This is a genomic window from Rothia sp. HMSC076D04, from assembly GCF_001814645.1.
Classification (GTDB): Bacteria; Actinomycetota; Actinomycetes; order Actinomycetales; family Micrococcaceae; genus Rothia; species Rothia mucilaginosa.
The window spans coordinates 156,542-171,020 of sequence record NZ_KV817370.1; the positions used below are offsets into that span (position 1 = coordinate 156,542).

At 57.6% G+C, this 14,479-nt stretch carries 20 protein-coding genes; all 20 read right to left on the reverse strand.

Translation table 11 applies throughout. From position 1 onward, the window contains the following. Positions 1–85 precede the first annotated feature (85 nt). A complete protein-coding gene (rplQ, locus tag HMPREF2980_RS06815) occupies positions 86–739 on the reverse strand; it encodes a 50S ribosomal protein L17, sunset domain variant (protein WP_070688577.1) in 654 nt (217 codons plus the stop codon). A 105-nt stretch (positions 740–844) separates the two neighbouring features. Further along, on the reverse strand, positions 845–1,837 hold the full coding sequence (locus HMPREF2980_RS06820) for a DNA-directed RNA polymerase subunit alpha (protein WP_005505031.1): 993 nt from the start codon (positions 1,835–1,837) through the stop codon (positions 845–847). A 138-nt stretch (positions 1,838–1,975) separates the two neighbouring features. After that, positions 1,976–2,383, reverse strand: a complete 408-nt coding sequence (rpsK, locus tag HMPREF2980_RS06825; protein WP_005505028.1) for a 30S ribosomal protein S11 — start codon at positions 2,381–2,383, stop codon at positions 1,976–1,978. A gap of 68 nt (positions 2,384–2,451) precedes the next feature. After that, a complete protein-coding gene (gene rpsM / locus HMPREF2980_RS06830) occupies positions 2,452–2,820 on the reverse strand; it encodes a 30S ribosomal protein S13 (protein ID WP_005505026.1) in 369 nt (122 codons plus the stop codon). 179 nt (positions 2,821–2,999) lie between these two features. Further along, positions 3,000–3,113: a 50S ribosomal protein L36 gene (gene rpmJ, locus HMPREF2980_RS06835; protein ID WP_004005257.1), complete on the reverse strand. Its 114-nt coding sequence runs from the start codon at positions 3,111–3,113 to the stop codon at positions 3,000–3,002. Between the two features lie 124 nt (positions 3,114–3,237). Further along, positions 3,238–3,459 (reverse strand): translation initiation factor IF-1, encoded by a 222-nt coding sequence (infA, locus tag HMPREF2980_RS06840; RefSeq protein ID WP_005505018.1) that lies wholly within the window; start codon positions 3,457–3,459, stop codon positions 3,238–3,240. A 286-nt stretch (positions 3,460–3,745) separates the two neighbouring features. Continuing rightward, positions 3,746–4,960, reverse strand: coding sequence for a dual-specificity RNA methyltransferase RlmN (rlmN, locus tag HMPREF2980_RS06845; protein WP_049349259.1), 1,215 nt, complete (start codon positions 4,958–4,960; stop codon positions 3,746–3,748). 123 nt (positions 4,961–5,083) lie between these two features. Further along, positions 5,084–5,923: a type I methionyl aminopeptidase gene (map, locus tag HMPREF2980_RS06850; RefSeq protein ID WP_049338086.1), complete on the reverse strand. Its 840-nt coding sequence runs from the start codon at positions 5,921–5,923 to the stop codon at positions 5,084–5,086. A 120-nt stretch (positions 5,924–6,043) separates the two neighbouring features. After that, entirely contained in the window at positions 6,044–6,607 is a 564-nt protein-coding gene (locus tag HMPREF2980_RS06855) for an adenylate kinase (protein WP_005505015.1), read from the reverse strand. Beyond that, positions 6,604–7,911 carry a preprotein translocase subunit SecY gene (secY, locus tag HMPREF2980_RS06860; RefSeq protein ID WP_049338085.1) on the reverse strand — a complete coding sequence of 436 codons (1,308 nt, stop codon included), beginning with the start codon at positions 7,909–7,911 and terminating at the stop codon, positions 6,604–6,606. Before secY ends, HMPREF2980_RS06855 begins: the two co-directional genes overlap by 4 nt. A 281-nt stretch (positions 7,912–8,192) precedes the next feature. Further along, positions 8,193–8,639 carry a 50S ribosomal protein L15 gene (gene rplO / locus HMPREF2980_RS06865; protein ID WP_005505008.1) on the reverse strand — a complete coding sequence of 149 codons (447 nt, stop codon included), beginning with the start codon at positions 8,637–8,639 and terminating at the stop codon, positions 8,193–8,195. Between the two features lie 2 nt (positions 8,640–8,641). After that, entirely contained in the window at positions 8,642–8,848 is a 207-nt protein-coding gene (rpmD, locus tag HMPREF2980_RS06870) for a 50S ribosomal protein L30 (protein ID WP_004005265.1), read from the reverse strand. Between the two features lie 2 nt (positions 8,849–8,850). After that, a complete protein-coding gene (gene rpsE, locus HMPREF2980_RS06875) occupies positions 8,851–9,495 on the reverse strand; it encodes a 30S ribosomal protein S5 (RefSeq protein ID WP_171840195.1) in 645 nt (214 codons plus the stop codon). Between the two features lie 29 nt (positions 9,496–9,524). Continuing rightward, a complete protein-coding gene (gene rplR, locus HMPREF2980_RS06880; protein WP_005505006.1) occupies positions 9,525–9,884 on the reverse strand; it encodes a 50S ribosomal protein L18 in 360 nt (119 codons plus the stop codon). A gap of 2 nt (positions 9,885–9,886) precedes the next feature. Continuing rightward, a complete protein-coding gene (gene rplF / locus HMPREF2980_RS06885; RefSeq protein ID WP_049338084.1) occupies positions 9,887–10,423 on the reverse strand; it encodes a 50S ribosomal protein L6 in 537 nt (178 codons plus the stop codon). A 27-nt stretch (positions 10,424–10,450) separates the two neighbouring features. Continuing rightward, on the reverse strand, positions 10,451–10,849 hold the full coding sequence (rpsH, locus tag HMPREF2980_RS06890) for a 30S ribosomal protein S8 (RefSeq protein ID WP_005505003.1): 399 nt from the start codon (positions 10,847–10,849) through the stop codon (positions 10,451–10,453). A 73-nt stretch (positions 10,850–10,922) separates the two neighbouring features. Then, positions 10,923–11,483 carry a 50S ribosomal protein L5 gene (gene rplE, locus HMPREF2980_RS06895; RefSeq protein ID WP_005505001.1) on the reverse strand — a complete coding sequence of 187 codons (561 nt, stop codon included), beginning with the start codon at positions 11,481–11,483 and terminating at the stop codon, positions 10,923–10,925. Further along, on the reverse strand, positions 11,483–11,818 hold the full coding sequence (rplX, locus tag HMPREF2980_RS06900) for a 50S ribosomal protein L24 (protein WP_005504988.1): 336 nt from the start codon (positions 11,816–11,818) through the stop codon (positions 11,483–11,485). The genes rplE and rplX overlap by 1 nt, the downstream gene beginning before the upstream one ends. Before the next feature lie 3 nt (positions 11,819–11,821). Then, positions 11,822–12,193 carry a 50S ribosomal protein L14 gene (gene rplN / locus HMPREF2980_RS06905; protein WP_005504986.1) on the reverse strand — a complete coding sequence of 124 codons (372 nt, stop codon included), beginning with the start codon at positions 12,191–12,193 and terminating at the stop codon, positions 11,822–11,824. Between the two features lie 1,429 nt (positions 12,194–13,622). After that, a partial coding sequence (locus tag HMPREF2980_RS06910) for an LPXTG cell wall anchor domain-containing protein (RefSeq protein ID WP_141755953.1) occupies positions 13,623–14,479 on the reverse strand: 857 nt, incomplete at its 5' end.

Consider the following 14,479-nt stretch of genomic DNA (forward strand, 5'->3'; position numbering starts at 1 on the left):
ATGCAGATACACCAATCCGCCGCCCACAGCAGTGGACGGCGGATTGACATATTTTAGGCTTAGCCTAAATCAGCTGGGATCCGTATTACTCGGAAACCTTCTGTGCTGCTGCGCCACCTGCGGGGGCGTAACCTGCAGCCTCTGCCGACTCAGCGGAGTCGAACCAGATTTCAGCCTTGGTGCTGGAGTACCAGCGGGAACCGGGCACGTGGTACTTCATGGAATCGGCGTTACCCTTAACCTCGAAGCCCTCGGGAGCCTCGCCGGACTCCAGGGGTGCGTGGGAACCTGCGGGCAGGCCCTCAGCCGCTTCAGTCTTGGGAGCCTCAGCTGCCTTCTCAGCAACCTTGGTTGCCTCAGCAACTGCACCCTTGGTTGCAACGGGCTCCATGACGAGCTCGATGACTGCCATGGGAGCGTTGTCACCCTTACGGTTACCGATCTTGATGATGCGGGTGTAACCACCGGGGCGCTCTGCCATTGCCGGAGCAATAACGGTGAAGAGCTCGTGCACGACGGACTTGTCGGTGATGGAACGCAGCACGCGACGGCGAGCAGCCAGGTCGCCCTTCTTACCGAAGGTGATGAAGCGCTCTGCCACCGGACGCAGGCGCTTTGCCTTGGTCAGGGTGGTGGTGATGCGCTTGTGCTGGAACAGCTGCGCCGACAGGTTGTTGAGCATGTGGCGCTCGTGGGTCGGGGAACCGCCGAGGCGGGGACCCTTAGTGGGAGTAGGCATAGTTAAATCTCCATAGTTGCGTTCCCTAACGCCCCAGCAGCGGAGCCTCTTAGGGAATCAAGTTTGACTGATCCCGGTGGAACCGGGTGAACTATTCGGTCGAAATTATTCGCCGGAACCGTCTTCGTCATCAAGCGGGCGTGCAGCAGGCTCGAAACCGGGAGGGGAGTCCTTCAGAGCCAGGCCGAGCTCAATGAGCTTTGCCTTGACCTCGTCAATGGACTTAGCACCGAAGTTACGGATGTCCATCAGGTCAGCTTCACTGCGGGTCACGAGCTCACCCACGGTGTGGATGCCCTCGCGCTTGAGGCAGTTGTAGGAGCGGACGGACATGTTCAGGTCCTCGATCGGCAGTGCCAGATCAGCGGCCATGGACTCGTCGGCGGGCGACGGGCCAACTTCGATACCCTCAGCTGCAATGTTCAGCTCACGTGCCAGGCCGAAGAGCTCGACCAGGGTGCTGCCTGCAGAAGCAACGGCGTCACGCGGTGCGATGGCTTCCTTGGTTTCGACGTCCAGGGTCAGGCTGTCGAAGTCGGTGCGCTGCTCAACACGGGTCGCGTTCACGCTGAAGGTAACCTTCAGAACCGGGGAGTAGATGGAGTCAACCGGGATACGGCCAATCTCGCCATCGCCGACCTTGTTCTGAGCTGCAGTCACGTAGCCGCGACCGCGCTCGATAACCAGCTCAGCGTTGAAGTTTGCCGAGGCGTTCAGGGTTGCTAGGTGCAGTTCCGGGTTGTGGATCTCCACGCCAGCGGGAACCTCGATGTCGCCTGCGGTCAGTTCACCTTCGCCCTGCTTGCGCAGGTAGGCCACGACGGGCTCGTCGTTCTCAGAAGAGATGGAGAGCTTCTTGATGTTCAAGATGATCTCAGTGACGTCCTCGGTCACGCCGGGAACGGTGCTGAACTCGTGCAGTACACCATCAATGCGGACGCTGGTAACAGCGGCGCCGGGGATGGAGGACAGCAGAGTACGGCGGAGGGAGTTACCCATGGTGTAGCCGAAACCGGGCTCCAGAGGCTCGATGGTGAAGCGCGAGCGGTTGGGCGCTACGACCTCTTCAGTCAGAGTGGGGCGCTGTGCAATAAGCACTTTGTTTCCTTTCGGTGAGCTCCGCTATATGAGCCCACAGGTTGGGGAAAACATATCTTAGGAAGCAGACGGGTGTCTGTACTCTCCGGGTACAGCTCCGTGGAGCGTACCCGTCGAGGGATTAGGTCAGGGACCTAATTAGACGCGGCGGCGCTTCGGGGGACGGCAACCGTTGTGTGCAACGGGGGTAACGTCCTGAATCGAACCGACCTCGAGGCCTGCAGCCTGCAGGGAGCGGATTGCGGTTTCGCGACCGGAACCGGGGCCCTTGACGAACACGTCAACCTTGCGGACGCCGTGCTCCTTGGCGCGGTTTGCAGCAGCCTCAGCAGCCAGCTGTGCGGCGTAGGGGGTGGACTTACGGGAGCCCTTGAAGCCCATGTCGCCAGCGGAGGACCAGGAGATCACTGCACCGGTGGGATCGGTGATGGAGACGATGGTGTTGTTGAAGGTCGACTTGATGTGAGCCTGACCAGCAACGATGTTCTTGCTAACCTTGCGGCGGTTGGTCTTACGAGCTGCCGCAGCGCGAGTCTTGGGAGGCATTTTTGATTCTCCTACAAAGGTTTTCTAATACGTTGGTCGGATAGAGATATCCAACAGAGCAACGTTGCTTACTTCTTCTTACCTGCGACGGTACGCTTCGGGCCCTTGCGGGTACGTGCGTTAGTCTTGGTGCGCTGACCGTGAACCGGCAGGCCGCGGCGGTGGCGCAGGCCCTGGTAGGAACCGATTTCAACCTTACGGCGGATGTCAGCTGCAACCTCGCGGCGAAGATCACCTTCAACCTTGTAGTTGCCTTCGATGAAGTCACGAAGTGCCACGAGCTCCTGGTCGGTCAGGTCCTTGACGCGGGTGTCAGGGTTGACGCCGGTAGCAGCGAGGGTTTCGTGTGCACGGGTCTTGCCCACGCCGTAGATGTAAGTGAGAGCAACTTCCACGCGCTTTTCGCGGGGAATATCAACTCCAGCGAGACGTGCCATACTGGCTTCTCCTTGTTGTTTTCCAGAGGTCTATAGCATCACTGCCCGGGTTGTTCTGACCCGGTCCCCGGCCTCTGAGTCCGGAGGTATCCGAAGTCGCCTCGTGGGCGTTGCTTCGGAGCGGTGCCTATGACAATTCCGCCCCCTGTTGGGGCGGTTATGAAGTCAGCTGCTAGGGATTAGCCCTGGCGCTGCTTGTGGCGCGGGTTTTCGCAGATCACCATGACCACACCGTGACGGCGGATCACCTTGCACTTATCGCAGATCGGCTTAACGCTCGGCTTGACCTTCATCGCATTCCTTTTGATTGCAACTTGATTACTGGCGAGATAAGAGGTTCCCTCACTTACGTTGGGGAACTGCGTTATCCCTTTGAACACGATTTAAACGCCGCCAGGGGCGACGTTTATCTCGGGTTTACTTGTAACGGTAGACGATACGACCTCGGGAAAGGTCGTAGGGGCTCAGTTCCACTACTACTCGGTCCTCAGGCAGGATGCGAATGTAGTGCTGACGCATCTTGCCCGAGATGTGTGCGAGAACCTTGTGGCCGTTATCCAGCTCAACACGGAACATCGCGTTGGGCAGAGCTTCAACCACAGAGCCTTCAATCTCGATGACGCCGTCTTTCTTAGCCATATCCTCCGCTAACGTCGGTGCCCGTCGCAGGTGCGGCGGGCAATTGTATCTTCTGTTTGTGAGCTCACCTCGGTGAGGCGATAGGGCGTTTTAAGGCGCACTTAACACTGGCACAAACAACCAACTGTTAACTCTACGGCAAAGGCCGTGGAAAAACAACCGTGATTTTTATGACATCAGGCACTTAATGTTTAAAAGGAAGAAGCCCCTCCCCCACGTTCCTGAAAGTCTTATTGACTTCCCTCCGCAGGAAAGGGGCACCGTTCACCGGTCACAGCTCAACTGCTTAGTCTTCCTTAGCGGCAAGCTGACCGCATGCTCCATCAATATCGGAACCGCGAGTATCACGAATAGTCGTCGGAATACCGTGGGCACGCAGACGCTCCACAAAGTTCTGCTCAACGCCCTTACGGGATGCCGTCCACTTCGAACCCGGGGTCGGGTTCAGCGGAATCGGGTTCACGTGCACCCAACCACGGCCGCGCTGCGCCAGCTTCTTACCGAGCAGATCCGCACGCCAGCCCTGATCGTTAATATCGCGAATCAGCGCGTACTCAATGGAGACGCGGCGGCCGGTCGTACGGTAGTAGTCGTACGCAGCGTCCAGAGTCTCGTCGACCTTCCAACGCTGGTTAATCGGGATTAGCTCATCACGCAGCTCATCATCCGGAGCGTGCAGGGACAGCGCCAAAGTAATGGGCAGCTTCTCCAGCTCAAACTTACGAATGCCGGGCACCAGACCCACGGTCGACATGGTCAGACCACGAGCAGAAATACCGAGGCCCTCGGGGGAAGGATCAATCAGGCGGTGCACAGCACCCATGGTTGCCTTGTAGTTAGCGAGCGCCTCGCCCATACCCATGAAGACAATGTTGGAAACACGCAGCGGACGAGTATCCTCAGAGCCGCCTTCTGCTTCTTCCAGGCCCTTCATCTGCTTAAGGTAGCGGGCACCGGCAACGACCTGCTCCACAATTTCTGCAGTGGACAGGTTACGGGTCAAACCCTGCTGACCGGTTGCGCAGAAGGGGCAGTTCATACCGCAGCCAGCCTGCGAAGAGATGCACATGGTCACGCGGTTGTCATAGCGCATGATGACGGACTCGATGAGCGCACCGTCAAAGAGGCGATGCACAACCTTCAGGGTATCGCCACCGTCAGCCTCGAGGGTACGGACCGGGGTCAGAAGCTGGGGCATCGCCTGTGCGACCATCTGCTCGCGGTCCTTAGCCGGCAGGTCAGTCATTTCGGCGGGGTCAGTGACCAGACGCTCAAAATAGTGCTTGGACAGCTGGGACGCACGGAACGACTGGTAGCCCAGTTCCTTCAGAAATTCGCGGCGACCAGCCATGTCGAAGTCAGCGATGTGCTTGGGCGGCTTCGCACGGCGCGGTGCTTTCAAGGCAATCTGGCCGGGTGCGGGGCGAACGTTCGAGATTTCAACCGGCACCTTGGTCGTAGCGGGTGCGGTTGCCTCGCTGCTGTTGAGAGTTTCGCTCATGGAGCTTCTTCCTTGTGATGTGGATGCTTTCGGATGCGCTATCACGCACCGGACCGGATTCGCCGGTTTCTTCGGGTGGAGGTGGGGCAGCTAAAGGTGGGTTCCCCTCCCCAGCGGTGAGAGTTAGGCGGGGATCGGAACCGGGATTACGCCGAAGCGAGCAAGTTCGCTGGCGCCGCCGTCTTCTGCGGTCAGAACCCAGATGCCGTCGCTGTGCACAGCAACGGAGTGCTCCCACTGGCACGCATCGGAGCCGTCAACGGTCACAACGGTCCAGTCATCGGAGAGCACCTTGGTCTCGATGGAACCGGTGACGAGCATCGGTTCGATAGCGAAAGCCATGCCGGGCTTGATCTTCGGGCCCATGTCACGTACTGCGTAGTTCAGTACGTCCGGCGCCATGTGCATCTGGGAACCGATACCGTGACCCACGTAGTCTTCAATGATGCCGTACTTGTCGCCATATTCTTCGGTCACGTACGCTTCGATGGCAAGACCAATTTCGCCGACCTTCTTTGCGGTTGCCAGAGCAGCAATACCGTGCCACATTGCCTCGCGAGTGACGGCGGAGAGCTCCGCGCGGGCTTCGCTTACGTTATCACCAACCAGCACAGTACGTGCCGAGTCACCGTGCCACTGGCGGTTGGTGGCGGGGTCGATGACGTATGCGCCACCGTCGATGGAGAGAATATCGCCGTCCTTGAGCACGTAGCCGCCGGGGATGCCGTGAACAACCTCGTGGTTGACGGAGGTGCATACGGTCGCCGGGTAGTCGTAGTAGCCGTAGAAGTTGGAGGTGCCGCCCAGCTCCAGCATGGTGCGTTCAAAGGCGGCGTTCACCTCTGCGGTGGTTACGCCGGGGCGGGCTGCCGCCACTGCCGCATCGAGTGCACGGCTGGTAATGACGCCTGCACGAGCCATCTGCTGAAGCTGTGCATTGGTTTTGATTTCGACTCGTGCCATTCTGACTCCTTAGGTATGTGGGGCGGTACGCCCAAGCTTAGAACTCTACAGACAGCACTGTACCCCCGCAAGTCTTTGTGATGCATCATGCACCTCAAATTGCGGGGGTACAGCAGAAGGTTACTTCAGAGCGTCGAGGATACGCTCGGTGACTTCAGCAATCTCGCCGAGGCCGTTAACTTCCTTGACGATGCCGCGTTCGCGGTAGATTGCGATCAGCGGTGCGGTCTCTTCTTCGTAGACCTTCAGACGGTGACGGATGACCTCTTCGTTGTCATCGGTGCGACCCTGCTCTGCTGCGCGGTTAAGCAGACGCTCGACGAGTTCGTCGTTGTCTGCAACCAGCAGGAGAACGCGGTCGATCTTCTCGCCCTTGGCTTCGAGGATGGAGTCCAGCTCGTGCACCTGGGAGGTGTTACGGGGGTAGCCGTCGAGCAGGAAGCCGTTGACGACGTCGCTTTCCTCCAGGCGTGCGCGCACCATGTTGTTGGTGACGGAGTCGGGAACCAGGTTGCCGGAGTCGATGTACGACTTCGCTTCTTTGCCCAGCTCGGTCTCTTCCTTGATGTTCTTGCGGAAGATATCACCGGTGGAAATCGCGGGAATCTTCAGCGCTTCAGCAATCTTGACGGCCTGGGTGCCCTTACCTGCACCGGGAGGGCCGACGATGAGCAGACGGTTCATCGGAGCAGTCCTTCGTAGTTTCGTTGTTGGAGCTGAGCGTTGATCTGCTTGAGAGTATCAAGACCAACACCCACCACGATCAGCAGCGAGGCGCCACCGAACGGGAAATTCTGGTTTGCGTTGAATAGGATAAGCGCTACCAGGGGAATCATGGAAATTACACCCAGGTAAAGTGCGCCAGGCAACGTAATTCGGTTGAGTACGTAGCTGAGGTAACGCTCGGTGGGCTTACCGGCACGGATACCGGGGATAAAGCCGCCGTACTTCTTCATATTGTCTGCTACTTCTACCGGGTCGAAGGTGACCGCCACGTAGAAGTACGCGAAGCCAATAATCATGAAGAAGTAGAGAGCAATGTACAGCGGGTGATCGCCGCGCACCAGGTATGCGTTGATCCAGTTAACCCAGTCCGGCGGAGTGGAGCCGTTGGTGGGGGTGTTGAACTGGGCGATCAGACCGGGCAGGGTCAGCAGGGAGGAAGCGAAGATCAGCGGAATCACGCCGGCCATGTTGACCTTGAGCGGAATGTAAGTGTTGGTGCCGCCAATGGTGCGTCGACCAATCATGCGCTTTGCGTACTGCACGGGGATACGGCGAACGGACTGCTCCACGTAGACCACAGCGAGCATGACCAGCAGGCCGATGCCGCAGACAGCTGCGAAGATACCCCAACCATGGGTGCGCTGGATGGAGCCCAGAGCGCTCGGGAAGGAGGAAGCGATGGAGGTGAAGATCAGCAGGGACATACCGTTACCGACGCCACGCTCGGTAATCTGCTCACCCATCCACATGATGACGGTGGTACCTGCACACAGGGTGACGATAATCAGCAGGATGTGCAGTACGTCGTCCTGGGGGATGATGCCGGGGCAGTTACCCAGCAGAACGCCGGAGCGCGCCATCGAGACGATGGTGGTTGCGTTCAGCAGAGCAAGAGCGATGGTCAGGTAACGGGTGTACTGGGTGAGCTTTGCCTGGCCCTGAGCGCCTTCATCGTGCAGCTCCTGGAATCGCGGGATGACCACGCGCAGCAGCTGGATGATAATGGACGCGGTAATGTACGGCATCACGCCGAGGGCAAAGATCGAAAGCTGCAACAGCGCGCCACCGCTGAAAAGGTTGACGATATCGTAGACGCCACCGCTCGTAACATTGGCGTTCAGACACTGCTGTACATTTCCGTAGGAAACGCCTGGCGCGGGGATGAAAGTGCCCACGCGGTACAGCACAATCATTGCCAGGGTAAACAGCAGCTTACGCCGCAAATCGGCGGTCTTAAAGACTCGCCCGAATGCGCTCAGCACATGTCCTCCTGTAAGTCTATGGGGCGCCCGTTTCTCTGAAGGAGTTTTAGAGCGCAGTAAACACATCTTCCAGTCTATCGTGTTTGGAGCAGGTAACGATAACTCCCTAGCAGATTATGTAGCTTTTATATTCTCTTAGCGTGATTTTTGGACACTAAATGTGGCGTGCACCAAGCGTTCAAATATGCAAATACAGGAATATACACCTGTTGTGAGTCTTTTCGAGCGGCAGAAAGCCCCCGCCGTACAGTGTACGGACGGGGGCTTTCTCGTCTTGAAGACTACTTAACGGTTACAGAACCGCCAGCGGCCTCGATCTTCTCGATAGCGGAAGCCGATGCCTTGTCGACAACAACGTTCACCTTGACGGAGATTTCGCCGTTGCCCAGAACCTTCACGAGCTCGTTCTTACGAACGGCACCCTTAGCGACCAGTGCCTCGACGGTGACGTCGCCACCGTTGGGGAACAGTTCCTGGATGCGGTCCAGGTTAACAACCTGGTACTCGGTGCGGAAGGGGTTCTTGAAGCCGCGCAGCTTCGGCAGGCGCATGTGCAGCGGCAGCTGGCCGCCTTCGAAGCCTGCACGAACCTGGTAACGTGCCTTGGTACCCTTGGTACCGCGACCTGCGGTCTTACCCTTGGAGCCTTCACCGCGGCCAACGCGGGTCTTTGCCTTGTGGGCACCCGGTGCCGGGCGCAGATCGTGAATCTTGATAGCTTCTGCCATCTTTACTTGACCTCCTCAACCTTCACCAGGTGAGCAACGGTGTTAACCATGCCAACGGTGACGGGGTCAGCAGTGCGGACTACCTTGTTGCCGGGGCGCTTGAGGCCCAGGGAACGCAGGGTGTCGCGCATGTTCTGCTTCTGACCAACATAGGACTTGACCTGGGTGATTTCCAGCTTTGCGTCGCTGGGCTGAATACGCTTGGCCATTACTACGCACCTGCCTTTTCAGACTTGGTGTTGCGCAGGTAGCTGGGGATAACCTCATCGGTGGGCAGGCCACGGCGGGCTGCCACTGCCAGGGGCTCCTCGAGCTCCTTGAGTGCTGCAACAGTTGCGTGAACGATGTTGATCTGGTTCGAGGAACCGAGCGACTTGGACAGCACATCGTGAATGCCTGCGCACTCGAGTACTGCACGCACGGGGCCACCTGCGATAACACCGGTACCAGCGGTTGCCGGACGGAGCATCACAACGCCTGCAGCTGCTTCACCCTGCACGCGGTGCGGGATGGTGCGGCCTTCGATGCGGGGAACGCGGAAGAAGTTCTTCTTTGCTTCCTCGACACCCTTGGAGATTGCTGCGGGAACTTCCTTAGCCTTACCGTAGCCAACGCCGACCAGGCCGTTACCGTCACCAACGACGACCAGTGCGGTGAAGCTGAAGCGACGACCACCCTTGACGACCTTGGAAACGCGGTTGATGGTCACAACGCGCTCGATGTACTTGTCCTTCTCCTCCTCGCGAGCGCGGTTGTTACGGCGCTCACCACGGCCACGACGCTCGCCGCGGTTGTTGCGGCGCTCCTCGCGCTGGTTGGAGGTCTCAGCGGTTTCAGCTACTACTGCTTCGCTCACCTGAGTTTCCTTTACGTTCTGCTCGCTCATTAGAGTGCAAGACCTCCCTCGCGTGCACCGTCAGCAACGGCTGCAACACGGCCGTGGTACTTGTTACCACCGCGGTCGAACACGACTGCCTCAACACCAGCTGCCTTGGCGCGCTCTGCAACGAGCTCACCAACGCGCTTTGCCTTAGCGGTCTTGTCCAGGTCAGCTGCACGCAGCTCTGCTTCCATGGTGGAAGCGGATGCCAGGGTTACGCCCTTGACATCGTCGATAACCTGAACGAACATGTGACGGGTCGAACGGGTGACGCACAGGCGCGGACGCGCAGCGGTACCCGAAACGTACTTGCGGATGCGAGCGTGACGACGTGCACGCTGCGCTGCCTTCGACTTGATAGCCATGTTTACTTACCAGCCTTTCCGACCTTGCGGCGGATGTGCTCACCTGCGTAGCGAACACCCTTACCCTTGTAGGGATCGGGCTTACGCAGACCACGAATGTTTGCTGCAACCTGACCAACGAGCTGCTTGTCGATGCCCGACACGGTCAGCTTGTTAGCACCCTCCACTGCGAAGGTAATACCCTCGGGAGCGGTGATGTTGATCGGGTGGGAGTAGCCCAGAGCGAACTCCAGGTCGTTACCCTTCGGGGTCACACGGTAACCGGTACCAACGATTTCCAGCTTCTTTTCGTAGCCGGAGGTAACGCCGATAATCAGGTTCTGAATCAGGGTACGAGTCAGACCGTGCAGCGAGCGAGACAGGCGCTCGTCGTTCGGACGAGATACAAGGATCTCGTTTTCGTTCAGAGCCACGGTGATGGGGGAAGCTACCTTGTGGGAGAGCTCGCCCTTCGGGCCCTTAACGGTGACCAGGTTGCCATCGACCTTAACCTCAACGCCGGCGGGAACCGAGATGGGGAGACGTCCAATACGTGACATTATTCTCTTCCTTTCTCTTCTAACCGACTACCAGATGTAAGCGATGACTTCGCCGCCCACGCCCTTCTTCGCTGCCTGCTTGTCAGTGAGCAGACCCGAAGAGGTGGACAGGATTGCGATGCCGAGGCCACCCAGAACCTGGGGCAGGTTGGTGGACTTTGCGTAGGTACGCAGGCCCGGCTTGGAAATACGACGCACGCCAGCGATGGAACGCTCGCGGGACGGACCGTACTTGAGGACGAGGGTCAGGGTCTTGCCGACCTTTGCATCCTCAACCTTCACGTCGGCGATGTAGCCCTCAGCCTTCAGGATCTCTGCAATGCGAGCCTTCAGCTTGGAGTAGGGCATGGATACGGTGTCGTGGTATGCGGAGTTTGCGTTACGCAAACGGGTCAGCATATCTGCGACCGGATCAGTCATAGTCATTGTGGGCTTTAGCCCTTCCTCGTTGTGGTTTCCCTACCCCGCGGTAACGGGGTCTGGACCTACAACGTAGTCGTTAGTTGGTCTTGAACGGGAAGCCCAGTGCCTTCAGGATTGCACGGCCTTCTTCGTCGGTCTTCGCGGAGGTCACCACGGTGATGTCCATACCACGCACGCGGTCGATCGAGTCCTGATCGATTTCGTGGAACATGGACTGCTCGGTCAGACCGAAGGTGTAGTTACCATTACCGTCGAACTGGCGGTCCGAGAGGCCGCGGAAGTCGCGGATTCGGGGCAGTGCCAGGGTGACGAGGCGGTCCAGGAATTCCCACATGCGGTCGCCACGCAGGGTGACGTGTGCACCAATGGGCATACCTTCGCGCAGCTTGAACTGTGCGATGGACTTCTTAGCGCGGGTAACAATCGGCTTCTGACCGGTGATTGCGGTGAGATCGCGGATTGCGCCGTCCATGAGCTTTGCGTCGCGAGCTGCCTCGCCGACACCCATGTTTACGACGACCTTAACGATCTTCGGGGTCTGCATGACGTTCTCGTACTTGAACTCTTCCTGCAGAGCGGGAACGACGACCTCAGCGTACTTGGTCTTGAAGCGGGGGGTGATCTTGGTTTCGGTCATTAGATGTCCTTACCCGAACGCTTAGCAACGCGCACGCGAACGGTGCGCTCCTTGCCGTCACGCTCTACAGTCTCGAGGCGGAAACCAACACGGGTCGGCTTCTTGGTCTCGGGGTCAACAATCGCAACGTTAGAAACGTGGATCGGTGCCTCAACCTTCTGAATGCCGCCTGCTGCGCCGGTCAGGGGGTTAGCCTTGGTGTGCTTGGTGACGACCTTGACGCCCTCAACAATCACGCGGTTTTCCTTGGGGAGAACCTTCAGAACCTTGCCCTGCTTGCCCTTATCTGCACCGGAAATAACCTGAACCAGGTCGCCGGACTTGATCTTAGCCATGAATTAGAGCACCTCCGGAGCCAGCGAAACGATCTTCATGAACTTCTTGTCGCGAAGTTCACGACCCACGGGGCCGAAGATACGGGTACCACGGGGATCACCATCAGTGTTCTTCAGGATCACTGCGGAGTTCTCGTCGAACTTGATGTAGGAGCCGTCGGGGCGACGGGTTTCCTTCTTGGTGCGGACGACGACTGCCTTGACAACGTCACCCTTCTTTACGGTACCGCCGGGGATTGCATCCTTGACGGTTGCGACAATGATGTCGCCAATGCCTGCGTAGCGACGCGAGGAACCACCGAGAACACGGATGGTCAGGATTTCCTTCGCACCAGTGTTGTCGGCGACCTTCAGTCGCGACTCCTGCTGAATCATATTTCTCCTGTCGTCTCGCCGGTTCCGACTCGCTTTAGGCGCGAGCCAGCCTTGCGGAACATTTTTACGGGATTGGTTGACGCCCCGGGCCCCATCTCTGTGGAAGGGGTTAGCGGAAACGCCTGGGGCAAACCCATGCCAGAAGCATTTGGACCCGCGTGAAGCGGGCGTATCCCACCCGTAAGTAGCGGCATTATGCACTGGCACGAGAAGCCCGTGGTTGTGCAGCTATTTGGATACAGCCACACAGTCTTAACACTGTACAGGAAACAGGTATCTAGCGCAAGGGCTTGTTAACTATGATTTCGGTCTCCACTACCCTATCCACCAAGACAATGCATGTATCGGATGTCAAAAACCCCATACCCCACATCAACACCGAGCGAGAAGGTGGCTTATTTATTTAAAGCAGGAGGCCCCTTCGTATAGTTCCTGACGCATAAGAAACTGAAGGGGCCTCGAGAAATCTACCAAACAATGTGTCAAACAAGGATGGTAGATATTTATATTTTACTACGCTTTAATGCCCCTCCACGACAGACTTGCCGCGGCCTAGTGATAGGATCACCCCAGTCCTACTCCCCCATCCCGCTAGTGCGCGCACAGAGCTAGAGGGCGACAGTGACTATTTTGGGTATGCCAACTGCTCTTCACTCTGCAGCTATGACATATATACTTTCGCGATACCATCACGAACGATAGGACGAGGTGCTTCTCCCGGACGGCTTTCTTCTTTCTTCCGCAGCCTCATAGTATTCGCCAGAGCGTGCATCCAGCACGCGGGGAACCTTAACGGCAGGGTATAGTCCCCGACCTTGTCCATAGCAATGACGCTATATTTTGTCACCCCTGCCCCCCCCCAAAGCAGTGCTCTGAAAAAATCTGCTTAAAAATTTAGAAATTAAGGGTTGTTTTTTCAAAAATCAAGTTTTTTGGTAATAAACACGCTTCAAGGTGCGAAAATCAGCGAGATGTACCATAATAGAAGAGACGCATGCGTCAAATAAGAGGTTCGGTCCTTATCGGACAGATTTCTTGGGTCCCTTTTTCCTCGCTAATCCGTTTGTCTAGGGACCGAACCTCGCTTTGACACTAAACCCGCACTTCGGTGCGGGTTTTCTTTATATCTGAGGCGCTAGAACCCTACATTTCATTCTTTGGGGCTGTTAAATCGTCAAATATGGGCGAGCAAGTGCAGATAGGGTGCCCCCGCTACTACTTCTGCCCCTGGTCTAGGCCTTCCGCCTATATAACAGGCATATATGCAAACTGAAAGGGGCGGTACCCATCGCTTCGATGGGTACCGCCCCTTTCAATGTGTATCGGCAGTTTCAGAAAGTCAATCGGGTTCTTGAATATCTAGTAGATCCCGCTCTGCCTCTTTAGCTACTACCGAGCGGTAGTATCGTGGGCTGCCGTGGGGTACGGACTATGCCTTGCGGCGACGTGCTACCAGCACGGTTGCGCCAACGACCAGGGCAAGAACGCCAATTCCGGCTGCAATGACGACGCCCGAAGCACCGGTGTTAGCCAGTGAAGACTTCGAGGAGTTCGAAGAGGTAGAGCCGTTGCTGGAAGAGGTGACGTTCTGCGACGAAGATCCGGAGGTCTTCGGAGCAGCGTTGTCCTTCTTCTGGGTCTCGGAGTTCAAAGAATCCACGGGAGCCTTGGACTGGTCCTTAGCGTTTTCCTTTACCTGTTCCTTGGATTCTGCCGGTGCGGAAGGCGCTGCAGAGGGGTTAGTTACAGGTGCGTTAGCCGACTCGGATGCCTTCGGCTCCGAAACCTTCGGCGCAGGTGCCTGGTTTTCAACGCTGAAGGTGTACTCTACGGCAACGCCACCACGTACGTTATCGTTCTCTGCCAAGGAACCGGAGAGCAGGTAGATAGCAACGCTATCGCCGGTCTTCAGTTCTTCAGTCAGGTTAGAGTTTGCCACGGTGGGGCGGTCGATGGTTGCGGTGAAGTTACCGTTTTCGTCCGCCTTGATGTATGCCCAGATGCCTGCGCTATTGCCTTCAACGCCTTCGAGCTTGGGCTCTTCCTTCGCGGAAATAGCGCCCTTGTTCAGCTTGACGGCGATAACGGAGCCCTTACCGTCCAGAGTCTTGAAGCCTTCACCGCGGAAGGTCAGCTTCTGGCCGTCCCAGGTCTTGGGGAAGTAGACCTTAGCGCCGTCCTTGTACTCGTGCACAACCTCATTGGAATTTGCGCTTTCGGAGGGTGCCGGGGTGCTGGGTTCGGGCTTTGCGGACTCGCTCGGAGCCGGGGTGGTCGGCTCAGGCT